This window comes from Lachnoclostridium sp. An76, assembly GCF_002161355.1.
GTDB classification, from domain to species: Bacteria; Bacillota; Clostridia; order Lachnospirales; family Lachnospiraceae; genus Mediterraneibacter; species Mediterraneibacter caccavium.
Window position 1 is genome coordinate 146,878 of the sequence record NZ_NFHL01000001.1, and the last position, 23,505, is coordinate 170,382.

Here is a 23,505-nt window from a genome sequence, read left to right on the forward strand (position 1 = left end):
ACGGAGTATTGAACGAGAATTTTAATGTATCATCTTCGCCGCATATCCGCGACCGGATCAGTACCGGCAATATTATGCTCATGGTCGTGATCGCACTTCTGCCGGCGACCGTGTTCGGGATCTGGAATTTCCGGCATGAGGATGCATGGATCCTGGTCGTGGTCACGACAGCTGCGGCCGTCCTGTCAGAATACATCTATGAGAAACTGATGAAGAAGCCGGTTACGGTCAATGATCTCAGCGCAGTAGTTACAGGCCTTCTGCTTGCCCTTAATCTTCCGCCTACTCTCCCGTGGTGGATGGGCGCGCTGGGAGCTGTGTTTGCGATCGTTGTCGTGAAACAGCTTTTCGGAGGACTGGGACAGAATTTTATGAATCCCGCCCTTGCGGCGCGCTGCTTCCTGCTGATCTGTTTCGCGGGCCGGATGACTTATTTTGTGTATGACGGCGTTACAGGCCCCACGCCGCTGGCGGAGCTGAAAGCAGGTCAGGCGGTAAATACAATGGATATGCTGGTGGGAAATATCCGCGGGACGATCGGGGAGACCTCGGTCATCGCCATCATGATCGGGGCAATGTTCCTTCTGCTCATGGGCGTGATCGACCTGAAGATCCCCGGTTCCTATATCATATCTTTTGTCATATTTATTACGATCTTCGGGGGACACGGCTTTGACACGCAGTACATAACCGCCCATCTGTGCGGCGGCGGTCTGATGCTGGGAGCGTGGTTCATGGCCACGGATTATGTCACCTCGCCGATTACCGGCAGCGGAAAGATCATATACGGGATCTGCATGGGGCTGCTGACCGGATTGTTCCGTCTCTTCGGCGGCTCAGCGGAAGGCGTTTCCTACGCGATCATCATCAGCAATCTGCTCGTGCCCCTGATCGAGAAGGCTACTCTTCCGAGACCGTTTGGGAAAGGGGGAGAGAAGTAATGGATAAGATTATAAAGAATACGCTGATCCTGACAGTGATCACAGTGGTATCCGGACTGCTGCTGGGACTGGTATATGATATCACAAAGGAACCCATTGCCACCGCGCAGGAAAATACAAGGCAGGAGGCGTTCCGCTCAGTTCTCCCTGACGCTGCTTCTTTTGAGGAGTACGAGGGGTATGACGCGGAAAAAGCGGGAGAACTGCTCCGGGAAAACGGTTATGATCCCGATGAGATCTCAGGCGCTGTCACCGGGAAGGACGGCAGCGGAGAGACTGTGGGGTATGTGGTGAATGTCATTTCCCATGAGGGTTATGCCGGCGACATCGAAATCTCTGTCGGCATTGCCGCCGACGGTACGGTGACCGGCATTGAGATGCTGTCGATCAGCGAGACCGCAGGTCTCGGGATGAAAGCGGCTGAGGCGGATTTTAAAGACCAGTTCAAAGGTAAGAAGGTGGAGAAATTTACCTATACGAAGTCCGGCGAGAGCGGCGATGATATGATCGATGCGATCAGCGGCGCTACCATCACCACTAATGCTGTCACGAACGCAGTGGACGCGGCGCTTGTTTATTATCAGAATGAGTTAGGAGGCGGTGTCATTGAATAAATGTACAGAGCGTATCTTTAACGGGCTTGTCAAAGAAAACCCGACTTTTGTGCTCATGCTCGGTATGTGTCCCACACTGGCAGTCACGACTTCCGCCATAAATGGGATCGGGATGGGGCTGTCTACTACGGCGGTGCTCATTATGTCAAATATGCTGATATCCATACTGAGAAAGATCATCCCGGATTCGGTGCGTATGCCCGCGTTTATCGTGGTCGTGGCTTCCTTCGTGACGATCGTTGATTTCCTTCTCGAGGGATTTGTGCCGGGGCTGTATGATTCCCTCGGGCTTTATATCCCGCTGATCGTGGTAAACTGCATCATCCTGGGAAGGGCGGAGAGCTATGCTTCTAAGAATCCTGTGCTTCCGTCTGTTTTTGACGGGATCGGGATGGGACTGGGATTTACAGTCGGCCTGACCTGTATCGGTATCGTCAGGGAACTGATCGGGGCAGGACAGATCTTCGGGAAACAGGTCATGCCGGATTCCTATGAGCCGCTGACAATCTTTATCCTGGCGCCGGGAGCCTTTTTTGTGCTGGCATGCCTTGTGGCTCTCCAGAATAAAATAAAACATCATCTCGCAAAAAAAGGAAATGAGGCGCCGCAGGCTGCGGGCTGCGGTGAAGGCTGTGCATCCTGTGCGGGCAGGGGCATCTGCGGCGGACACCTGGTATCAGATACAAAGAAAGAAGAGGAGGGGGCGTAAATGCAGGAATTACTATTGATCGCTGTGGGCTCGGCGTTTGTCAATAATGTTGTGCTCAGTCAGTTCCTTGGGATATGCCCGTTCCTGGGCGTTTCCAAAAATGTAAAGACAGCGGCCGGAATGGGCGGCGCGGTCGTGTTTGTCATCACCATTGCCTCCTTTGTGACCGGGCTGATCTACAAGTTCATCCTCGGCAATCCGAACATCATGGGCGGGGAGCTGGAGTACCTGAATACGATCGTCTTTATCCTCGTGATCGCTGCCCTTGTGCAGTTTGTGGAGATGTTCCTGAAGAAATCCATGCCGCCCCTCTACAATGCTCTGGGGGTGTATCTCCCGCTGATCACAACGAACTGCGCGGTGCTCGGAGTCGCGCTGACCAATGTGCAGGAAGGGTATGATATCCTGACAGGGGTGGTAAACGGGTTTGCAACAGCTGTGGGATTCCTCGTATCCATCGTACTTATGGCGGGCATCCGTGAGAAGACGGAACATAACGATGTGCCGGAGTCGTTCCGGGGGACGCCGATCGTGCTGGTGACAGCAGGTCTGATGGCGATCGCGTTCTTCGGGTTCTCAGGACTGATATAGGAGGAAGGGAAAATGAGCATAACAGGGATCATATTAGCAGCTGTGATCGTAGGCGGCACGGGACTGTTCATCGGAGTTTTCCTCGGTATCTCGGGAAAGAAGTTCGCAGTGGATGTGGACGAAAGAGAAGAGGCTGTCCTGGAAGCCCTTCCGGGAAATAACTGCGGCGGCTGCGGCTATGCAGGCTGTTCCGGCCTGGCCGCGGCGATCGTGAAAGGCGAAGCCGAAGTAGGCGGATGTCCGGTAGGCGGCGCGCCGGTGGCTGAGAAGATCGGGAAGATCATGGGGGTGGACGCTGCTGCGAAGGAGCGCATGACCGCCTTTGTGAAGTGTTCGGGAACGTGCGAGAAAGCGGGAACAGAATATGAATATTATGGGATCCGGGACTGTGTCATGGCAAGCCAGATGCAGGACGGCGGGGCAAAGGGATGTGATTATGGCTGCCTCGGATACGGCACATGCGTGGAGGCGTGTTCCTTTGACGCGATCCATATAGCAGACGGGATTGCTGTCGTGGACAGAGAGTCATGTAAGGCATGCGGGAAATGTGTCTCCGCTTGTCCGAAGCATCTGATCGAGCTGATCCCTTATAAGCAGAGGACATTTGTCCAGTGCAATTCCAATGAAAAGGGAAGGACGCTCATGGATGTATGCCAGGCGGGATGTATCGGGTGCCGGCTCTGCGAGAAAAACTGCGGGGCGGCTGCGATCACAGTCCAGAATTTCCTGGCACATATCGATGTGGAAAAATGTATGAACTGCGGTGTGTGCACGGAGAAGTGCCCGAGAAAGGTCATCCGGGCAGATTTATAATGCGAGATCGATCCGGGAGCTGCTTGTATGCAGCTCCCCGTCTTTTGTCACAAAGACGGCTTCGATCCCTTCCATGCTGCGGACGAGCTCCATCCCATCTTCCAGGCCAAGTACATAGCAGGCTGTGCTCAGGGCATCTCCGTCCACAGACCGGTCGGAGATGATCGTTACCTGATCCAGGTCGTTCTGCACAGGATATCCGGTGTCAGGATCCAGGATGTGATGGTAGATGGCGCCGTCTTTCTTGAAATACCGTTCGTAATCTCCTGATGATACAACAGAGCTGTCGGATACGGATACAGTCCCCAGTATGGTCCCGTCTTCGGAAAAAGGTTTCTGTATGCCGATGCGGAAGTCTGAGCCGTCATAGCGCCCGCCGAGGGTCAGGACATTTCCGCCCAGGTTGATCAGCGCGTGGCGGACTCCCGCGCTGGTGAGATACTCTTTGAGTTGGTCGGCAATATAGCCTTTTGCAATGCCGCCCAGGTCGATCTTTGCCTCAGGGTCAGTCAGGGTGACCGTGTTTCCTTCTATTTTTATACAGCGGTAATCAATATGGCTGACCGCTTCTTCCAATGCTGAGGGATCCGGGACCGTGCCGCTGCTGTTGCCTGTGAAATCCCAGAGTTCGGAAGCGGACGCTATCGTAATGTCAAATTTCCCGCCGGAAAGCTCACCATAGTGTATGCCGAGGCGCAGCAGTCCGGCAGTTTCATCAGAGACAGACACAGGCAGGCCGTGCGACTGGTTGATCTTATAGATCTCGCTTTCCTCGATGGATGGGCTGAGGAGGTTTTCATAGTATGCGCAGAGCTCTTCGCAGCGGTCAAGGATCTCCCGGTCAGCGCCCCAGGCTTCCACCTGAACGACGGTATCAAAATAAGTCCCTGTCATTTTCAGGGATTCTGACTCAAGGGGCGAGCTGCATCCTGCGCATGATGAGACGATGTATGCGAATAGTAGAAAAAGTGATGTAAAACGTACTCTGGCGATGGTACTGTATTTTATCCGTGACACTGTATACTCCTCCCGTACACCCGAAAACAGGTTGAAATCCTGAGCGTATTATAGCCGGTTTTCCGGCACAGTACAAGCATATAACTGTTACCTGTACCTGCAAACCGAATCGAACATGTGGTTGCATAATAAAAATCTATGTGCTATGATATTGGAAGCGAAGAGGTAGAAGTATGAAGAGAAATGACTGGTTTCTGGCGGCGGGCATTCTGGCAGCGGCTGCCATTTTGTTTTGTTTCCAGAGGTTGGGAAAGTCAGGGGAACAGGCTGTTGTCAGCATTTCGGTTGACGGCGATCTGTACGGCACTTACAGTCTGGGAGAAGACCGGACTGTGGAGATCAATGAGACGAACCGCCTTGAGATCAGCGGCGGGGCTGTGCGGATGGACTGGGCTGACTGCCCGGATCAGGTCTGTGTAAACCATCGGAGTATCAGCAGGGATGGAGAGAGCATTATCTGTCTGCCGAACCAGGTCGTTGTTTCGATCGAAAACGGGGAATCCGGAGAAGTGGACGGCATTGCCCGGTAGAGACCTGCAAGGGGACGGCCTCCGCGCTGCTGTTTGGCGCTGTTATCCGGTTGTGTTGGAAAGGGAAGAGGATTGAAGAACAGAGCTACTTATTTCGGGGTATTTACAGCGCTCGCGCTGATCTTCAGCTATGTTGAGACGCTGATACCGGTTAATTTCGGCATTCCGGGCGCAAAGCTCGGGCTTGCAAATCTTGTGATCGTGATCGTCCTGTATAAGACAGGTTTTAAGGAAGCGCTGCTCTTATCCGTGACGCGAGTGGTCCTGGCGGGCTTTCTCTTCGGGAATCTGTTCGGTATCCTGTACGGCCTGGCAGGCGCTGTTTTAAGCCTAGCCGCTATGGAGTGTCTAAAACTCAGGAGCTCTTTTAGTGTAGTCGGTGTGGGTATCGCGGGGGGAGTGAGCCACAATATTGGCCAACTTATTGTGGCGATGATCGTCGTAGAGACGTACCAGGTCGGTTATTATCTGCCGGCGCTTCTTGTCGCCGGAGTGGTCACGGGAACCCTGATCGGCATTGTGTGCAGGGAAGTGCTCAGACGCATCAATAATGTCACACTTGTCTGACAGGCCTCTTTTGTATGCGCAAAGATATGGATACGGATTAATTTGAGAAAAGGAAGAAAATAAAATGATCTCATATGTAAAAGGTGAACTGGCAGCCATAGAAGAACAGAAGGCGGTCATAGATGTAGGCGGGATAGGATACGGCGTGTATATGCCGCAGCAGTCGATGGCGCGGCTCCCGGAGATCGGGAGTACAGTGAAGCTGCATACCTATCTGAATGTAAAGGAAGACGCCATGCAGCTCTTCGGATTCCTGACACGGGATGACCTGGAGATCTTTAAGCTGGTCATCGGCGTGAGCGGCATCGGGCCGAAAGGCGGGCTGAATATCCTCTCGAGCATGAGCCCGGACGAGCTCCGGTTTGCCATCATGTCCGGGGACGCAAAGGCGATTTCAGCCGCTCCCGGGATCGGAAAGAAGACAGCGGAAAAGCTGATCGTCGAGCTGAGGGATAAGGTGGATATCGAGGAGATGCTGGAACATGCCGCCCACGGAGATGAAGGCGGGGCGGCCGCTCTGTCCGCGGACAGCGACATGCAGTCAGAGGCAGTCCAGGCGCTGGTCGCCCTGGGATACGGCAGCTCGGAGAGCCTGCGCGCTGTGAAGAAAGCATCCCCGGGATGCTCGACAGCGGAGGATATCTTGAAAGAGGCTTTGAAATATCTTTTTTAACCTGATGAAGGGAATGCGGATACAACCATGGGAAAACGGATCATTACAACAGAAAATCTGGAAGAGGATATTAAGATCGAGGGCGAGCTGCGCCCTCAGCTTTTGACAGAATATATCGGACAGGAGAAGGCAAAACAGACGCTCAAGGTCTATATCGAAGCGGCAAAGGCGAGGAACGAGGCTCTGGATCATGTACTGTTTTACGGCCCCCCGGGACTGGGAAAGACGACTCTTGCCGGGATCATCGCCAATGAGATGGGCGTGCATATGAAAGTGACCTCCGGACCGGCAATCGAGAAGCCCGGGGAGATGGCGGCGATCCTGAACAGTCTCCAGGAACATGACGTCCTCTTTGTGGATGAGATCCACCGCCTGAACCGTCAGGTTGAAGAGGTGCTTTATCCTGCCATGGAAGATTATGCGATCGATATTATGATCGGAAAGGGCGCGGGCGCCCGGTCGATCCGGCTGAATCTGCCGAAATTCACACTGGTCGGGGCGACGACACGCGCCGGCATGCTGACAGCTCCGTTAAGAGACCGGTTTGGCGTGGTGAACAGGCTGGAATTTTATACGGATGAGGAGTTGATGACAATCATCTTAAGGTCAGCGAAGGTGCTGGATGTGGAGATCGAAGAAGAGGGGGCCCTGGAGCTTGCGCGCAGGTCGCGCGGCACGCCGAGGCTGGCAAACCGCCTCTTAAAGAGAGTGCGCGATTTCGCCCAGGTAAAATACGACGGAAAGATCACAAAGAAAGTGGCAGACTATGCGCTGGATCTTCTCGATGTTGACAAATACGGGCTTGATCATATCGACAGGAGCATCCTTCTCACGATGATCGAAAAATTCCAGGGCGGCCCGGTGGGGCTGGATACCCTTGCGGCCGCGATTTCTGAGGACGCGGGGACACTGGAGGATGTGTATGAGCCGTATCTGCTGAAGAACGGATTTATCCAGCGGACGCCGCGGGGCAGAGTCGTGACGGATCTGGCGTACACCCATCTCGGGATCCCCCTGCCCCGGCCGGAGTAAATATGCTTTCGGCGGAATATCGAAAAAACTGTTGGTTTTTGCCGGTAAATCGTTTATAATAGACAGGTAAGAAACGCGAGGAGGAAGCTATGAGTTCAGCAAAACATTTTACAGAAGTATTGATCGGGGGAAAGGTATATACTCTGAGTGGATTTGAAGGTGAAGAGTACCTGCAGAAAGTATCCTCCTATCTGAACCACAAGATCACAGAGTGCGCGAACAGCGAGGGATACAGGAAGCAGAGCGCTGACACAAGGAATGTACTTCTCGCCCTGAATATCGCAGACGATTATTTTAAGGCTAAGAAACAGGGAGATTCCCTTGAGAGTGATATCGAACTGAAGGATAAGGAAATGTACGATCTGAAGCATGAACTGATCTCCGCACAGATCAAACTGGAAAACGCGGAGAAAGAGCTTGCAAAGATGAAAGAGGAGAACAATGATCTCCAGATGCAGATCGTAAAACTGGAAACCGAGATGAAAAACCGGAGAAGGTAACCGCTGGCGATGCGGCTGTAAAAAAGCAACACGAAAATGACGAAAGAGGGCTGTCAGGATAGACAGCCCATTTCATTACAGAAATATTTTGTCGGAAAGGATCAGCACAGATATGGCAGAAAGGGACAGGATATGTACAGCAGGGGACTGCGCTCAGAAAAGGACGGTCGAGATCCTTGCCCCGGCGGGCTCTTATGAGTCCTTCCGGGCAGCGCTCGGCGCAGGCGCGGATGCGGTGTATGCCGGAGGCCCAAGGTTCGGCGCGAGGGCGTTCGCAGACAATTTCACACAGGAAGAGCTTGTCCGGGCAGTGGGGGAGGCGCATCTTTTCGGGAAGAAGTTTTATCTGACAGTCAATACACTGCTAAAGGACCATGAGATCGCTGATCTCTACGATTATCTGGAGCCGCTCTATGAGGCCGGGCTGGACGCGGTCATCGTACAGGATGCCGGTGTGGTCGAGTATATGAGAGAAGTTTTTCCGGGGATGGATCTCCATGCAAGTACGCAGATGACAGTGACCGGATCCTACGGGGCAAGATTCCTGGAAAAGCAGGGCGTCACACGGGTGGTGCCGGCGCGGGAGCTCTCTCTTGGGGAGATCCGGCAGATCCGGGAGGAGACCGGGCTGGAGATCGAGTGCTTTGTCCACGGAGCGCTCTGCTACTGTTATTCCGGGCAGTGCCTTTTGAGCAGTATGATCGGGGGCAGGAGCGGCAACAGGGGACAGTGCGCCCAGCCGTGCAGGCTGCCGTACTCTGTGGACGGGAAAAAGAAGTATTACCTGAGCCCAAAAGATATCTGTACCCTGGAGATCATACCGGACCTTGTGGATGCGGGGATCGATTCCTTTAAGATCGAAGGGCGCATGAAAAAGCCAGAGTATGTGGCAGGGGTCACATCCATGTACCGGAAATATACGGACCTTTATCTGGAAAAGGGGCGCGACGGATTCAAAGTGCTTCCTGAAGACCGGGAAATGCTCATGGACCTGTATAACAGGGGCGGCTTTTCAGAAGGGTATTATAAGAAACATAACGGGCGGGAGATGATGGCTCTGGACCGTCCCAGCCATACAGGGGTCCCGGCGCTGAAAGTCCGCTCACAGAAAGGACGGGAACTCCGCTGCACAGCGCTCACGGATATCCGCCCGGGTGACGTGGTCGATATTACAGGCGGCAAAGGAAATTATACTGCCGGCAGTGAAGTGAGAGCGGGCGGAACCCTGTCCTTCCTCGTCCAGAAAGGGACGCGCCTGGCGCCGGGAACGGTTTTGAAACGGATGAGGAATGAGACGCTGATCCGAAATCTCCGCGAGACCTGTGTTGAGAAAACGACCCAGAGGGAAATCTGCGGGCGGCTGGTCCTGAAGATGTCAGAGCCTGCCGGATTCACGGTCTGGTGCATGTCAGGAAACCAGGCGGGGGCGGCAAGAAATGCTGTCTCGTATACGGCGAAGTCAGACGGAGCGGTCCAGAAAGCTCAGAACCGACCTCTTGACGAAGAGAGAGTCCGCGCACAGATCATGAAGACAGGGAATACAGAGTTCTGTTTCCGGGAGCTGGATATCCATATGGACGAAGGAGTTTTTATGTCTGTCCAGCAGATCAATACCCTGCGAAGAGCTGCGCTGGAGGGGCTGAAAAAAGCGGTCATAGCTGATCAGTCCCGGACAGCGGCAGTCAGGAAGGCTGCCCCGGATCTGCCTGACAGGGGAGCGGACGGAGAGTGGTCCCCGCTTTTTTCTGTCCTGGCAGAGACAGAAGAGCAGCTCCAGGCGGTAAGGGACGCAGTTGTCCAGGCGCCTGAGCTCTTCCGCCGCGTTTATGCGGATCTGGCACTTGCAGAGAAGACAGAAAGATCCAAAGAAGTGAAAAAAGCGGTACAGGATATCAGGGATGCGGGCATCGAGCTTTTTGCCGCACTGCCATGGATCTTCCGCAGGGAAGAGCCGGGAGATGACAGAGGGGCGGAACTGCTCAGAAAAGTCGATATACTGGGGGCGGACGGTGTGCTGATCCGGAATTATGAACAGTATCAGCTGCTGGAAGAAGAGGGGTTTGACAAAAAGACCGATCTGGACCATAATCTATATGTGTTTAACCGATGCGGGAAAGCGTTCTGGAACAGGCTCGGCGTTTCCGGGTTCAGCGCGCCGGAGGAATTAAATGCCAGGGAACTCGGGGAACTGGGGATCAGAGGAGCGGAGCTGACTGTCTACGGCTATCTCCCGGTCATGATCTCGGCCCAGTGTATTGCAAAGACGGCGGGAAGGTGTACGCACAGCCCGGGGCTGACATTCCTCACGGACAGGCTGGGCAGCCGGTTCCCGGTAAAGAACCAGTGCGATTACTGTTACAATGTCATCTATAATACCCTGCCTCTGTATCTCGGGATGCAGAAGGAAGAGATCCGCCGGCTGGCTCCGGGGATGCTCAGGATCCAGTTCAGCATCGAGACAGGGGAACAGGCCGGGAAGATCCTGGATCTGGTGACGGAGGCTTTCCTTGGCGGGGGCTCACCTTCAGCACCGGATTTTGAATATACCCAGGGACATTTCAGGCGCGGGGTATCATAACAGGGGGTAACATGGTAAATATTATCATACAATTATCAAAATATCTGATCATCATCCTGATGGCTGCATATACATTTTCCTGTTTCTCGATCTTTGCGAGAAATTACGAGGATGAAGAGAAGCGGGTGCTGATCCGGCAGGATGTACTTTTGTTCCTGCTCCAGTTTGTGGCATTCTTTACGATGTTCCTTGCCACAGAGGATATACGGATCCTGTTTATTTACGCAGCGCTGGGGATCGTGCTGCTCGGAGTGATCCTTTTGTACAATCTGATCTATCCGAATGTATCCCGGCTGGTCGTTAATAATATGTGTATGCTCATAACTGCGGGCATGATCATGATCACAAGGCTGTCTTCTGACAATGACTCTCCTTACGGCACAGCGATCAGACAGCTGATCTTTGTCGTGCTCGGGGTGACGTTCGGGCTGATCGTCCCGGTGCTTATCCGGAAGCTGACCTTTCTGGACAGGTGGACGTATGTCTATGCCGGAGTGGGCGGAGCTGCCCTTCTCGTGGTAGCTGTATTCGCCCAGACGTCAGGCGGAGCGAAGCTGGGGTTTGAGATCTTCGGGTTCAATATCCAACCCTCAGAATTTGTAAAGATCCTGTTTGTCTTTTTCGTGGCGGCGAGTCTGAACAAGTCAAAGGAATTTAAAAATGTAGTCATTACCACCGCGATTGCTGCGGCCCATGTGCTGATCCTGGTTTTATCGACGGATCTGGGAGCTGCGCTCATCTTTTTCGTGGTGTATCTGGTCATGCTGTATGTGGCGACAAGACAGCCGTTATATGCCATCGCGGGGCTTGGGGCAGGCGCTCTGGCCGCTGTGGCTGGATATCATCTCTTCGCCCACATCCAGGTGAGGGTGGAGGCGTGGCAGGATCCTATCGCATCTTACGGGGACAGCGGGTATCAGGTGGCACAGTCACTGTTTGCCATCGGCACGGGAAGCTGGTTCGGCACCGGCCTGTTCCAGGGACAGCCGGATACGATCCCCGTATCAGAGACAGATTTTATCTTCTCAGCTATTACGGAGGAGATGGGAGTGATTTACGCGCTCTGTCTCATACTGATCTGCGTGAGCTGTTATGTAATGTTTTTAAATATTGCAATGGAACTGCACAATTATTTCTATAAGCTGGTCGCTCTCGGACTCGGGACATGTTACATTTTCCAGGTATTCCTCCAGATCGGGGGCGTGACAAAATTTATCCCGTCAACGGGAATGACCCTTCCCTTTGTCAGCTACGGCGGAAGCTCTGTATTAAGTACGATGATCATGTTCGGGATCATACAGGGGCTGTATATACTGAGGGAAGACGAAGAAGAGAAGTTGGAACAGGAGAAGCTTAAGAAAGAAAGGAAGTCAAGAAATGGCATGGGAAGAACAGCGCCCCGAAAAGCGGCGGAGAACGAACCGAGATTCGAGGAAGTCCCCAGGCAGAGGACGCGTAAAAAGCCGCGAGCGCGCGCGAAATAAGGAGTTTGCATGGATCACGTATTTCTTTGTGATCCTGTTCATCGCGCTCATGGGATATCTGGTCTATTTCACGATCGCGCGGGCGGATACATTTGTCAACAGCCCGTATAACCAGAGGCAGGACGCGTTCGCGAAGAAAGTAGTCCGCGGGGATATCACTGACAGGAACGGCAATGTGCTCGCGCAGACAGACGTGGCGGAAGACGGCACAGAGACGAGGGTCTATCCTTACGGATCCCTGTTTGCCCATGTGATCGGGTACAGCGATACAGAGCTTGGCAAGACCGGGCTGGAATCAGTGGAGAATTTTGAGCTCCTTACGTCGAATGCATTTTTTGTGGAGAAGATACAGAATGAGTTTAACGGGACGAAGAACCAGGGGGATACGGTCGTAACTACTCTGGATGCGGATCTCCAGCAGGCGGCGTATGACGCGCTCGGGGATAACAAAGGCGCAGTCGTGGTCCTGGAAGCGGATACGGGAAAGATCCTTACTATGGTGTCAAAGCCGGACTATGATCCCAACAATCTTGCCGCTGACTGGGAGACTCTGAATACAGATGAGGAGAACAGCCCACTTCTGAACCGTGCCACAAATGGGTCTTACGCACCCGGATCTGTGTTTAAGATCATCACCACGCTGGCTTACATGCGGCAGAACAGTGATTATCCGTCTTATACTTACGACTGTACAGGATCTATCACAGTGGACGATACGACGATCCCCTGTTTTAACAATACAGTCCACGGCTTTGAAGACTTGAGGAGTTCGTTTGCCAACTCGTGCAACTCTTCTTTTGCAAATATCGGGCTGTCACTGGACCTGGCGAAATACAAAGAGACAGCAGAGGATCTGCTCTTTAATTCCGCACTGCCGGGCGTCCTGGACTACACGAAGAGCTCTTTTGTCCTCGATGAGGGGGCGCCGGTCTCAGAGGTTATGATGACAGCGATGGGACAGGGCAGGACAACGGTCAGTCCTTATCATATGGCGCTGATCACTCAGGCAGTGGCGAATGGCGGGACGCTCATGGAGCCCTACCTTGTAGAGCAGGTGACAAATTATACAGGTACTGAAGTGCGCAGGAATGTGCCGAAAAGCTACCGGAGGCTTATGACTTCTGAGGAAGCCGCACAGCTCAAAGAGTATATGACTGCGGTGGTCAGTGAAGGGACCGGCTCTGTCCTGAGCGGACGCAGCTACACTGTGGCCGGGAAGACAGGCACAGCAGAGTACAGCCTTGTGGACGGAGAGAAGACGCATTCCTGGTTTGTGGGATTTACGAATGTAGATAATCCGGAGCTGGTCATCAGCGTGATCACGGAAGGCTCTGACGGAAGCGCCGGGGGCAAGGCAGTCAATATCGCCGGGGAGATCCTTGATTCGTATTACAGCTGAGGAACAGATGCGGCCATGTGACGCGATCATGTGACGGGAAAGGCAGTATGAAGGACCAAAGGAGCATAAAAGCAAGACGATCGAAGAGGACAGCTATGCAGGTGAAAATTTACTGTGACCTCTGTGTCAGTGAATGCTGGCAGGAAAAAAAGGAAAAAATCATAAAAAAGCTGAGGCAGAACAGGCTCCAGCCCCAGGTGTATGTGATCGCGCTGTCACAGGGGGAACAGAACCATCTGGAGTTTTTCTCCAGTATGCTTTTAAAACAGCGTGTGTACAGGGATAGCGGCCTGTTTGTCGTGGGGATCGCAGCGGGGTATGACGAAGCGCTCGCTATCACAACGAGGATCGCGGATCATGTATACCGGGAAACAGGCGGCGCTGATATCCGGCGGTTTATACTGGACCGGCAGAAAGAATATGAAAAGGCGGGGCGGTAGATGTTACATATCATTCTCCTTATCTTGAAAATACTGGGATTACTGATACTGGGCATCTTTGGGCTTATTATCATTGCCGTTGCCATTGTCCTTCTCGCCCCTGCCGGGTATATGCTGGAGGTATCGGGGAAAGATACGCTGGAAAGTATGCAGGGAAGGCTGAAGTTTCATTGGCTGCTGCATCTGTTATCCGGAGAGTTATATTACGAAGATGGCAGGTTTACCTGGCGAATGAGGGCAGGGTGGAAAAAGTTCGGAAGCGGCATGGAGAAAGAAGATGACACAGACGAAATGGAGTCTGTTCCGGATTCTTTCGGAAAGCCGGAGAAAATGCCGGAAGCTCGTGCAGAAGAGACGTTAGAAAAGCAGCCGGAAGCTCAAACAGAAGAGAAGGCTGATTCCGGCTCTGCGGGCGTAAAGGCAGAGCACAGCAAAACGAAAAAAAAGACTGACATACGGAAAACTAAGCAAAAGCATTCTCTATATGAAAGATTAAAGGAATTTTGGGAAAAGATAAAATATACATTTCAGAAGATCTGTGATAATATAAGGTCATTGGTAAAGAAAAAAGAGCGTCTGACAGCATTTATCCAGAATGAGGTGCATAAAAGCGCATTCTTTAAAGTCATACGGGAACTGAGGCGTTTCCTGAAGACGCTTCGTCCCCGGAAAGCAGATGTGTGCGCAGAATTCGGATTTACAGATCCGGCTGTGACCGGCTATGTACTCGCTTTGATCAGTATGATCTATCCGTTTATCGGAGAGTATGCAGAGATCCGCCCTGATTTCGAACGCAAGATCCTTCGGGGGAGGGTATATGTAAAAGGCAGGATACGGGCTCTGCACGCTGTATCTTTTGCCCTGCGTCTGCTGTTGGATAAAAATGTGAGAACAACATACAGGCATATCAGAAAATTTAAACTTTAAACAGCATCCGGGATCGCTGTGTAAATAAAGCGGCTGAAAATGAAATTAAGGAGCATCCGGGCTGAAGATTAGAAAAAAGTATACAGTCTTATTTGAGGAGGAAAAAGAAATGGCTGAGGGAAAAAATGATTTTAAGACAACACTGGAATCTCTGTTCAGGGGTATGGATGGTGTCGTATCATCCAAGACAGTAGTAGGGGATGCCATCCACATTAACGGGACTATTATCCTTCCCCTTGTTGACGTGTCATTCGGGATCGGAGCTGGAGCATTTTCCGCTGAAAAGAAAGAAAAAGGCATGGGGGGAATCGGCGGCAAGATGTCGCCAAGCGCGGTCATTGTCATTCAGGATGGAAAGACAAGACTGGTAAATATCAAAAATCAGGATACGATAACAAAAATTCTCGATATGGTACCGGATGTGGTCGACCGGTTTACGACAAAGAAAGAGGACAAAATGACAGAGAAAGATGTGATGGATATCCTGGACTCTGATGAGGAGTCATAGGAAATTTATTACACGGTCATAAACAGGAAATAAAATGCATAAAATAAAGAAACAGACTTTTCGGAAGTGATGTCATGAAAAAGGTATGTGGTTTCGCGTTATTTTGGATGGCGCTGGGGATGTTTATCATGATGCTCCTTCCGAATCTGGTCTGGGGCGTGATCCTCACGATCGTCTTCCTTGTGGCAGGATACAAGCTGTTCTGCTGCTGAATTTCTAAACGAATATCTATATTATCAACATTTAGGCAGCCACGTTCAACGAGGCTGCTTTTGAATTTCCAGAAATCTCATATTGTTCCACATTTGCAAAACAAGTAAAATCAGTCTGGTCATATAACGACAAATCTTTTGAAAGGAATGAATCAGACTATGAGAAGAGTAAGAGCCTTGCTTGCGGCATTTATTACCATATGCGGACTCTTATTGGGAAGCATTGACGTGACTGCGGCAGGCGTGCAGGGAATGGAAATCCTGACAGATGATACTGCCGTGAGAAAAGGGCAGGAGATTACCCTTACATTTGCCCTTAAGGGATATGAGGAGATCAGGGAAGGCGTGAACGCTTTCAAGGGAACGCTGGAATTTGACTCGGATGTTTTTGAGAAGGCGGATGGGGAAGATTTTGCAGCGTTGAATTCCTGGGAGCGGCTGTATTACAACCCGGATAACGGACAATTTGTACTTATCAACCGGGCTGGAAGCATGGAAGACGAAGCGGTGTTCAGCCTCCGTCTGAAAGCAAAGGAGTCAATCCCTGCAAAAGAAGCCTTGATTACGGTAAAGGATCTCTCTGTTTCAGAAGGAAAAGAAGATCTGTATCCGGCAGACGGTTTCCTTAAGATCGATTCGATTACAGTGGAAACACCGGGAGAAGCGGAAACAGAAACGCAGGAACTGGAACTTGGTCCTGTCCGCACAGGAGATCCGTGGATTGGGAATGTGATATTTCCTGTAATACTTATCGCAGCCTTTCTGATTGCTGTGCTTTTGTTTATTTTCAGAAGAAAAAAGGATGCGGAGAAAAAGAAGGAAAGGTCCCCGGGCGGGAAGAAAATTCTGACGGGTGTTCTTGTGTGCGGTCTGACATCCGCCGCTATTCTCGGAAGCGTATCCGCTTATGCCGGGAAGAGTGATCTGAACGATGACGGAAACATAGATTATTCAGATGTAGAGTTACTGCAGAAACATTTGATCGCACTGAAGATTCTGGACAAGGATGGGCAGAAAAGAGCAGATATGAATTCTGACGGAAAGCTGACCGTCACAGACTTGTCTATGCTGATCCGCAGGATCGAGAAGAAAGCAGACTATGAGGTACATATATCTTCTGCTATGGAGCGGTTTTACTATGAGAAGCAGGAACAGGCAGAATTAAACTTCTATGCGGAAGTCTCCTGCGGAATGGAAGATCCTTGTGAGGCCACAATCGAGTCTGTGATCATCAACGGCACTGAGTATGAGGCGGCACGCCGGGAGGACAGCCAAGTATATACTGTGACGGCGGACACAGGAGACCGGTCCGGGGTAAAGGAGTACCACATTACAAAAGCCATCCTTGATAACGGGCAGGAAGTGTCTGTAGACTATACTGAACAGATCGATGTGTTGAAAAGCGCGCCTGAGGTTATGGATTTTCATGCAGAGGAGATGACAGATGCAGCGCAGATGAAAGTGTCTTTTGTCCTGAAAGACGACGATTCTGCTCTGTCAATGTCACAAATGAAAGTGGTCAGACAGTCTGACAGCAGTCTTTTCATGGAAAAAGACCTCCGGGCAGGGAAGAACGAATTCACCCTGGATCTGGAAGAGGGGACTGCCTATGACATTCACATCACAGCAGCATATAACAGGGATTCGGATGAACTGGAAGTAGAAGAAGATCATACAGGAACATTTTCAGTAAGCAAAGAAATACAGCTTAACATAGATTATCAGTTCCGTTTTGGCAGTATGAAGGTGAAAACCGCTGACGGGGTTCAGACAGACCGGTTCAGCCGGAATCAGCCTGTGATGCTCGCCTTTGAGACCGGAAACAGTACGGTGTATGAGCCTGAGCAGCTCATTGTGAACGGTGTCTCTTATCCGGTGAGCCGGACTGAAAATGGGGAGGCAGAAGAATATTATGTGATGCTGGACGGATTTGCAGAACATGGAGAGGCGCAGATCCGGGCTGAGAAACTGATTCTTTCTAATGGGAAAACCTTCGATCTGGGGGCAGATCAGGCGGTAGATGTCATGATCCTGAAAGCTCTTCCAGAAGCAGAAGGGCTGGAAATACAGGAAGATACAGAGAACGGGGTGTTCCGGGTGAAGTTCCATCTGTCAGACCCTGACAGCGCCCTGTCGGGACATAAGGCGGAGATCCAGAATTCTGCGGGACAGACTGTGGCAGAGATGGAATTTAAAGAAAGTGATCTGCCGGAAGATGACCAGAAGAAAAAGGTATTTGACAAAGAAATCCCGCTGGCAGATACCGGACTTACAGCGGCGTACACAGTACGGATCAAGGCGGACTGCGATCTGACTGCTGACAAGACAGAGACAGAACGGCAAAAAGTGCTGGCAGAGAAGACAATTGCCGCCAAGCCGCGGATTCTTATCGCCGGCAGCCGGACAGACAGATCTTATGTGGAGAAAGGAGGCAGTGTAAATCTTTACTATGAGCTTTCCCACAATGTAGATGCGGAAATATCAGCTCTTGTGGTCAACAACAGAGAACTTGCGGTCCGGTCCGGGCAGTCAGGAATCTGGGAGGTGGAAGCAACGGCGCCGGAAGAGGCAGGAGTTCATGCCTTTTCCCTTTCACAGGCTGTATTTGCGGACGGGACAACTGTCAGAGTCAGCGATGAAACAACTGTGGAAGTCTTGAAAGACACGCCGGCAGTCAGTGAGTTTACCTGGAGCAGGACATCTCAGGATGAGCTGGAAGTCCGGTTCAAACTTGCGGACAAAGACAGCGCGCTTCAGGGTGCCGTAGTACAGATTGCAGAGAAAGACGGCTCCGTCCTTTTAAGGGAGAGCATTTCTTTAGGAGAAAACAAGGTATCCGCACCTCTTTCCATAAAAGAGAACTATGTTGTGACTATAACTGCGGACTATGACAGAGATACAAATACACTGGATGACAAGTCTAATGAGTTTAAAGACGAGGTGCTTTATGCAGAGAATATCACAGTGTCTAAAGACGCGATTGAACTGAAAGACATTACAGATGCCACGCTTTATTATGCCGGAGACGACACGCCGGGAGAGGTGGATGTACTGGACATTACAGGCGGGCTTCCGGACGACGCGGAGAATTATTATGCGTTCATCGAAATGGAGAGCATGCCAGACTTTTATGCCGGCATCCGCAGCTTTTGGCAGGATGAAGATACCGGCAGGGTATATGCGGAACTGGATCAGAACGATCTGGTAAGCTACGAAACAGACGGAACGAAAAATGCAGGGTATGCGTTTCCTCTGGTGTACAGGGACGACGACGGAGAACATCCGCTGATCCGAAGCGCGGAAGAGCTGTTCCGCCGGATGGCGGCAGATCCGAAAGGGCGGCATGAACTCACAGAAGATCTGGATGCGTCAGGCGTTTCTACGGATGCTGCCGCGGTGGCAGGTACATTTACAGGCGAACTGGATGGAAACGGACATACCATCTATAACCTCCCGACCTCTCTTTTTGGAACCTTAAGCGGGGCCCGCATTCATGATCTGGTGATCGAGGACGCGGCAGTTACAGTCTCAAGAAGCGGTATCTTGGCAAATGTCATCCAGAACGGAAGCGTGATCGAGAATGTATTTATTACAGATTCTTCCATATCAAACGGCGTTGACGGGCTGGGCACATTTACGGGAAGGCTTGTAAATTCCACGATCAGAAAGAGTGCATCCGTGAATGTTTCTGTAAAAGGTCTCGTGGCAGTCGGAGGGATCGCCGGCAAAACAGAATCCGGTTCCCTGATCGAGAACTGTTATGTGACCGGAAAGGTCCAGGGAACTTATGACCATCCTTCACTGGGAGCAAGGACCGGCGGAATCAGCGGATGGCACGGCGGAGGAAGGATCAGCCGCTGCTATACCCGGGCGCAGATCATTGCTCCCGCCCTGAAAGGAAATGGCGGCATCATAGGCGGCCCCAATACAGGAGCTCCTGATATCAGGTACAGCCTGAGCATGAGCAGCGGCGCAGGATACAGGATTGCCGGATTTGACGTCCTGGATGATGTAACGGAAGTATATGAGTTCTCGGGCTCTGACAGTATTTCAAATATTACAGAAGATAATCAGGACAATGTGAAAGAGACTGATGCTGTCTATGACAAAAAATTCTATACAGACACGCTCGGATTTGATGACGGCATCTGGGAACTGGACGGGCTTGCATATGAAAAGCTCCCTTCCCTAAAAGACGCTCCCATGGAAGAAAATAACTACGGGATACCAAATTACACCAATGTGCTGAAACATGAAAAGTACCGCCCTGAACGTGAGAAGGCTTATTCAAATATGGCGAAAATGATGCCTCTGGCTGATACTCGCATGTGGGTGGAATACGGAAACCTTCTGTCGGATGAAGACCTGTTTGCCGCCAAAATCGTTGATTTCGTCCTTCCTTTGAACGCGGACAATTCCATTATATCCGGCATACGAAGGGATAATCCGGGCGAAGTTGAAAAGATCCGCGTCGTGTTCGATGACGGAACAATGGAGGAATACCCGGTCACATTTGACAAACTTGTCGGAGGGCTGGCAGCCGTTTATCAGGTGGATGGGCTGGAATTAAAGTACCAGTTCCACAATTATGCATCAGATATCGATGCGGCGTTTCTGGCAGAAACAGCGCAAATGGCGTCAGCATATGACTATGCGGCCGACATGGGGGCGCTGACGCCGGAGGAAGAGAGCCGTCTGTATACAGACTACTATAACGAAAGCGTAAACGGCAGGATGGAAGATCTGCTGTACAGGCTTTTCGCATCAGGGGATCAATATCCGACCTACTGTAATAATCCGGCGGTCCGGGCGCTTGCGGCAGAGCGTATGCGGGACGAAGAGATGCTGAAGCGGATGCTTTATGCTTATAATTACTACGATAAGTGGTACCGCATCGATTACGCAGGGGTCCTCTTAAGTGATCTGATGTTTTTTAACGGAGAAATGCTGGCGGATGGCATGACAGCTGAAGCCCTTACAAGCCATCTGCTGTCTGCGGGAAACGGGCAGCGTGACACGAACAGGACAATTAACTTCTATAACAATGTGCTGAAAAATTATACAGGGAAACCGCTGACAGATTTTCTTGGCGGGCTTGCAGGCAGTATAGCAGGGTACAGCGATGCCAATGACTGGTTTGCAGACAGCTTTGACGGACTTCTTGTTGAAAAGGAAGCACAGGGCGATGAAGGGAAGATCCGGTATCGGATGTGGGACAATTTAAGCGGACTTGAAGATGGAAGAAAGAGCATTGTCCTTCATATTCTTACGGCGCCGCAGGAGGATATGTACCTGATCTCTGTTCCGTCCCAGTTCATTATCGGCAGCATGAACCGATATCCGGACTATCTGAATAAAGACGGACAGGAACTCGAGCGGATGCGCCGGACAGCGGAAGCTTATGCCGAGAAGATGGGGATTTTTTACGGGGTATCCTCACAGTGGATGGATGGCGCGGAAAAGCAGCTGAACAGTTTTGTAAATATTCAGTATGATACACGCTTAAGCTTTCCGGAGAGTAATGCGGCATCCGCAGGCGCACAGGAAAAAGGGCAGACGAGAGATCCGGTCATGAAATGGGTTTACGAGGCAAATGAAATGTTGAATGCCCTGAACGGCAGCGCCGCCGTGGCAGACGGAAGGATTGTGATCTGGATGTGGTCTGAAGCGCTCGGCACCAGCGATTATACATTCTTTACTTTCAGTCATGAGACCGCCCATAATCAGGATGGCAGATACTTTTATGGCGGGACAGGGAGAAGGAACGGTACCGGGGCCGAAGCACATGCAGACGGAAATATTGCCCAGGAAATGCGGGACGGCGCGATGGTATTCAATATCTCAAAGAATATGGACATCGGAACCGAAATGACCAACAATTTCAGTTATGAGAGGATCAATTCAAAAGAAAAGATCCACAGTTATTACCGCGAGATGTTTGAAACTGGCTATGTGCTGGATTATCTGGCGGCGCAGGCATTCCTCAAACTCACTCCGCAGCAGCAGGCAGCGGTGGCGGTGCAGGCAGAACATACCCCGGGCGGGACATCATCCATGTCTACGGTGTATAAAGAACTGACTGCAGAAGAATTTGCCGCAATGGATCTGAAGAATATGAAGGATCTCTGGGAAAACCGGATTTCTGTCCGGAACGCGGCATCCTATCCGGAAAGGGTAGGAACGGCGACAGATGGAAGCTACGGTTTTGAGTCGTTCTACACCATGAACTGGTATCAGTCCCATAACGATGACGGATCGCCGGATACCCATTCCTTTAAAAGGCTGGGGCAGGAAATGCTGGGGCTCGCCGGTTATGAGAAAGGTTATATGATCTATATGTCCGGTCTCAGTGAAAATGACCTGGATGCTCTGCAAAAGATCACCGGAAATCCGGATATTACATGGAAGGAGTACAAGCTGGGACGTTACCGGGCCGTAGAGGAGAAACTGGCACAGATCCCATATTTTAATCCAGATACAGTAATAGAGCAGTTTAAAGCGGCGTTTGAACAGGATGCGGCAGGCGGAAACCGTTCTGCATGCATTGAGACAAAGAGAATGCTTTATGGCATGGTGAAACGTGTGACAGGGGATTTCAGTGACGGAAGCATTTATAAAAGCCCGAACGTGGTCACGGTTGCCACGGCGGAGGAGCTGATCCGACATGCAGAGCAGAACCCGTACGGGTATTACAGGCTTGAAAATGATATTGATTTCAGCAGGATCACTGCGTCCGGCGGAAGTTATATCCCGGGCAGGTTCATAGGGGTTCTGGACGGAAACGGAAAGAAACTGACCGGAATACAGTACCCGTTGTTTGGAGATCTTCAGTATGGACTCGTGAAGGATCTGACGATTCAGGATCCGTCTTACGAGGCGGACGCACAGGCGCTGCTGGCAGTAAAAACAAAGAAGGTGACCCTTGGAAATGTATGCGTGGAGGGCGCTGATATGTCTCTTCCGCTGGTGAGGACGAAAAACGAGGGCTACTATGAGTATGGGGATATGACCGTGACTATCGGAGAAAAAAAGATCACGACACCGGAAGAACTCCTTGCCATCGGCGAATCTCCCGCGGCGTTGAAAAAGAAATATATCCTGGAAGCGGATATTGATTTAAGCGGCGCTGCGGCAGGCGGCTTTGCAGTGCCGGGCACATTTTCGGGAGAACTTGACGGAAACGGATTTACCCTGTCCGGTCTGAACGCTGTTCTTTTTGAAAAACTGGACGGGGCGCAGGTGTCTGATCTTGTCATTGAAGGCATAACTCTGACATCGAATGCTCAGAAAGGGGCGCTTGCCAATGAAATAAAGAATTCTGTGATCGAGAATGTGCAGGTAAGAAACCTGACCATTAAAAATAATACCAATCAGGTCGGAGGACTTGCGGGACTGATATCAGGAAGTACGGTAAAACGAATAAGCGCTGAAAATATTTCCATCAAAGCAAGCGACACCATCGGCGGGATCGCCGGGCAGTTCGACGGGACGATCCTGTCAGACTGCGTGGTCACAGGAGAGATCGAAGGAACGATACGGCATCCAATGGGCACCCGGATCGGCGGCATGACAGGATGGCTCGGAAACGGGATCATAAGGAACTGTATTGCTAAAATAGAGATCACGGCACCAGACCGAACCGGAAACGGAGGTCTGATCGGAGGACCGCAGAATGGGAACGTCACGGTTGAGAGCTCCGTAAGCTTAAGCACCGGAGCGAATGCAAACCGCATTTCCGGGTGGAATGTTCTTGGAACCGCAAGCAGCGCGTATGAGCTGGACAGTTCGGACAGCCAGAGCAATATCAATGAAACGAATGCTGACCGGATCTTCCCGGTATCACAGCAGCAGGCAGCGGAAAAGGCATTTTATTTAGAGACGCTGGGCTGGAGTGAAGAAGTATGGGATTTTGACGGTCTGGCGGCGGGAGGACTGCCGGAATTACGGAGGTGATTTTCCGGTTGGCAGTC

Annotated in this window: 19 protein-coding genes; 18 read left to right on the forward strand and 1 reads right to left on the reverse strand. The window is 51.4% G+C overall.

The annotated features are described in order from the left end of the window. Window positions 1-8 precede the first annotated feature (8 nt). Genes B5G27_RS00725 through B5G27_RS00745 form a run of 5 tightly spaced genes read left to right on the forward strand, consistent with a single transcriptional unit; the run spans window position 9 to window position 3,668 of the window. On the forward strand, window positions 9-941 hold the full coding sequence (locus B5G27_RS00725) for an RnfABCDGE type electron transport complex subunit D (protein ID WP_087177074.1): 933 nt from the start codon (window positions 9-11) through the stop codon (window positions 939-941). Further along, window positions 941-1,555, forward strand: coding sequence for an RnfABCDGE type electron transport complex subunit G (locus B5G27_RS00730; protein ID WP_087177075.1), 615 nt, complete (start codon window positions 941-943; stop codon window positions 1,553-1,555). Before B5G27_RS00725 ends, B5G27_RS00730 begins: the two co-directional genes overlap by 1 nt. Further along, window positions 1,548-2,264, forward strand: coding sequence for an electron transport complex subunit RsxE (gene rsxE, locus B5G27_RS00735; RefSeq protein ID WP_087177076.1), 717 nt, complete (start codon window positions 1,548-1,550; stop codon window positions 2,262-2,264). Before B5G27_RS00730 ends, rsxE begins: the two co-directional genes overlap by 8 nt. Beyond that, entirely contained in the window at window positions 2,265-2,855 is a 591-nt protein-coding gene (locus B5G27_RS00740) for an electron transport complex protein RnfA (RefSeq protein WP_087177077.1), read from the forward strand. A gap of 12 nt (window positions 2,856-2,867) precedes the next feature. Next, complete coding sequence (locus B5G27_RS00745; RefSeq protein ID WP_087177078.1) at window positions 2,868-3,668, forward strand: RnfABCDGE type electron transport complex subunit B; 801 nt, start codon at window positions 2,868-2,870, stop codon at window positions 3,666-3,668. Here B5G27_RS00745 and B5G27_RS00750 read toward each other — a convergent pair. Then, the gene (locus tag B5G27_RS00750) at window positions 3,663-4,685 is read right to left on the reverse strand and encodes an FAD:protein FMN transferase (RefSeq protein ID WP_087177079.1); all 1,023 of its coding nucleotides are present in this window, start codon (window positions 4,683-4,685) and stop codon (window positions 3,663-3,665) included. The genes B5G27_RS00745 and B5G27_RS00750 overlap by 6 nt on opposite strands. A gap of 173 nt (window positions 4,686-4,858) precedes the next feature. Here B5G27_RS00750 and B5G27_RS00755 point away from each other — a divergent pair, with 173 nt between their 5' ends. From B5G27_RS00755 to B5G27_RS00810, 13 genes are all read left to right on the forward strand, one after another. Next, complete coding sequence (locus tag B5G27_RS00755; RefSeq protein WP_087177080.1) at window positions 4,859-5,215, forward strand: NusG domain II-containing protein; 357 nt, start codon at window positions 4,859-4,861, stop codon at window positions 5,213-5,215. Between the two features lie 72 nt (window positions 5,216-5,287). After that, window positions 5,288-5,782: a Gx transporter family protein gene (locus tag B5G27_RS00760; RefSeq protein WP_087177081.1), complete on the forward strand. Its 495-nt coding sequence runs from the start codon at window positions 5,288-5,290 to the stop codon at window positions 5,780-5,782. Between the two features lie 64 nt (window positions 5,783-5,846). After that, window positions 5,847-6,455 (forward strand): Holliday junction branch migration protein RuvA, encoded by a 609-nt coding sequence (gene ruvA / locus B5G27_RS00765; RefSeq protein WP_087177082.1) that lies wholly within the window; start codon window positions 5,847-5,849, stop codon window positions 6,453-6,455. 27 nt (window positions 6,456-6,482) lie between these two features. Next, entirely contained in the window at window positions 6,483-7,487 is a 1,005-nt protein-coding gene (ruvB, locus tag B5G27_RS00770; protein ID WP_087177083.1) for a Holliday junction branch migration DNA helicase RuvB, read from the forward strand. An 89-nt stretch (window positions 7,488-7,576) separates the two neighbouring features. Continuing rightward, complete coding sequence (gene zapA, locus B5G27_RS00775) at window positions 7,577-7,987, forward strand: cell division protein ZapA (RefSeq protein WP_087177084.1); 411 nt, start codon at window positions 7,577-7,579, stop codon at window positions 7,985-7,987. Window positions 7,988-8,099: 112 nt separating this feature from the next. Next, complete coding sequence (locus tag B5G27_RS00780) at window positions 8,100-10,565, forward strand: peptidase U32 family protein (protein WP_087177702.1); 2,466 nt, start codon at window positions 8,100-8,102, stop codon at window positions 10,563-10,565. A gap of 11 nt (window positions 10,566-10,576) precedes the next feature. Next, window positions 10,577-12,049, forward strand: coding sequence for an FtsW/RodA/SpoVE family cell cycle protein (locus B5G27_RS00785; RefSeq protein ID WP_087177085.1), 1,473 nt, complete (start codon window positions 10,577-10,579; stop codon window positions 12,047-12,049). Between the two features lie 49 nt (window positions 12,050-12,098). Further along, a complete protein-coding gene (locus B5G27_RS00790) occupies window positions 12,099-13,448 on the forward strand; it encodes a peptidoglycan D,D-transpeptidase FtsI family protein (protein ID WP_087177703.1) in 1,350 nt (449 codons plus the stop codon). 95 nt (window positions 13,449-13,543) lie between these two features. Beyond that, window positions 13,544-13,888 (forward strand): hypothetical protein, encoded by a 345-nt coding sequence (locus B5G27_RS00795; protein WP_087177086.1) that lies wholly within the window; start codon window positions 13,544-13,546, stop codon window positions 13,886-13,888. Then, window positions 13,889-14,815, forward strand: a complete 927-nt coding sequence (locus B5G27_RS00800; RefSeq protein WP_087177087.1) for a DUF2953 domain-containing protein — start codon at window positions 13,889-13,891, stop codon at window positions 14,813-14,815. It abuts the gene before it with no gap. Between the two features lie 109 nt (window positions 14,816-14,924). Next, window positions 14,925-15,323, forward strand: a complete 399-nt coding sequence (locus tag B5G27_RS00805) for a GerW family sporulation protein (RefSeq protein WP_087177088.1) — start codon at window positions 14,925-14,927, stop codon at window positions 15,321-15,323. Between the two features lie 74 nt (window positions 15,324-15,397). Next, on the forward strand, window positions 15,398-15,535 hold the full coding sequence (locus B5G27_RS16120; RefSeq protein WP_164488433.1) for a hypothetical protein: 138 nt from the start codon (window positions 15,398-15,400) through the stop codon (window positions 15,533-15,535). A gap of 159 nt (window positions 15,536-15,694) precedes the next feature. Continuing rightward, window positions 15,695-23,488 (forward strand): ZmpA/ZmpB/ZmpC family metallo-endopeptidase-related protein, encoded by a 7,794-nt coding sequence (locus tag B5G27_RS00810; RefSeq protein WP_162611153.1) that lies wholly within the window; start codon window positions 15,695-15,697, stop codon window positions 23,486-23,488. The last annotated feature ends 17 nt before the right edge of the window (window positions 23,489-23,505 follow it).

Coding starts and splice junctions, on each gene's coding strand:
- B5G27_RS00805 (WP_087177088.1), top strand. CDS start 14,925: ATGGCTGAGGGAAAAAATGATTTTAAGACAACACTGGAATCTCTGTTC.
- ruvA (WP_087177082.1), top strand. CDS start 5,847: ATGATCTCATATGTAAAAGGTGAACTGGCAGCCATAGAAGAACAGAAG.
- B5G27_RS00745 (WP_087177078.1), top strand. CDS start 2,868: ATGAGCATAACAGGGATCATATTAGCAGCTGTGATCGTAGGCGGCACG.
- B5G27_RS00790 (WP_087177703.1), top strand. CDS start 12,099: ATGGGATATCTGGTCTATTTCACGATCGCGCGGGCGGATACATTTGTC.
- B5G27_RS00800 (WP_087177087.1), top strand. CDS start 13,889: ATGTTACATATCATTCTCCTTATCTTGAAAATACTGGGATTACTGATA.
- zapA (WP_087177084.1), top strand. CDS start 7,577: ATGAGTTCAGCAAAACATTTTACAGAAGTATTGATCGGGGGAAAGGTA.
- B5G27_RS00795 (WP_087177086.1), top strand. CDS start 13,544: ATGCAGGTGAAAATTTACTGTGACCTCTGTGTCAGTGAATGCTGGCAG.
- ruvB (WP_087177083.1), top strand. CDS start 6,483: ATGGGAAAACGGATCATTACAACAGAAAATCTGGAAGAGGATATTAAG.
- B5G27_RS00780 (WP_087177702.1), top strand. CDS start 8,100: ATGGCAGAAAGGGACAGGATATGTACAGCAGGGGACTGCGCTCAGAAA.
- B5G27_RS00740 (WP_087177077.1), top strand. CDS start 2,265: ATGCAGGAATTACTATTGATCGCTGTGGGCTCGGCGTTTGTCAATAAT.
- B5G27_RS00785 (WP_087177085.1), top strand. CDS start 10,577: ATGGTAAATATTATCATACAATTATCAAAATATCTGATCATCATCCTG.
- B5G27_RS00810 (WP_162611153.1), top strand. CDS start 15,695: ATGAGAAGAGTAAGAGCCTTGCTTGCGGCATTTATTACCATATGCGGA.
- B5G27_RS16120 (WP_164488433.1), top strand. CDS start 15,398: ATGAAAAAGGTATGTGGTTTCGCGTTATTTTGGATGGCGCTGGGGATG.
- B5G27_RS00730 (WP_087177075.1), top strand. CDS start 941: ATGGATAAGATTATAAAGAATACGCTGATCCTGACAGTGATCACAGTG.
- B5G27_RS00755 (WP_087177080.1), top strand. CDS start 4,859: ATGAAGAGAAATGACTGGTTTCTGGCGGCGGGCATTCTGGCAGCGGCT.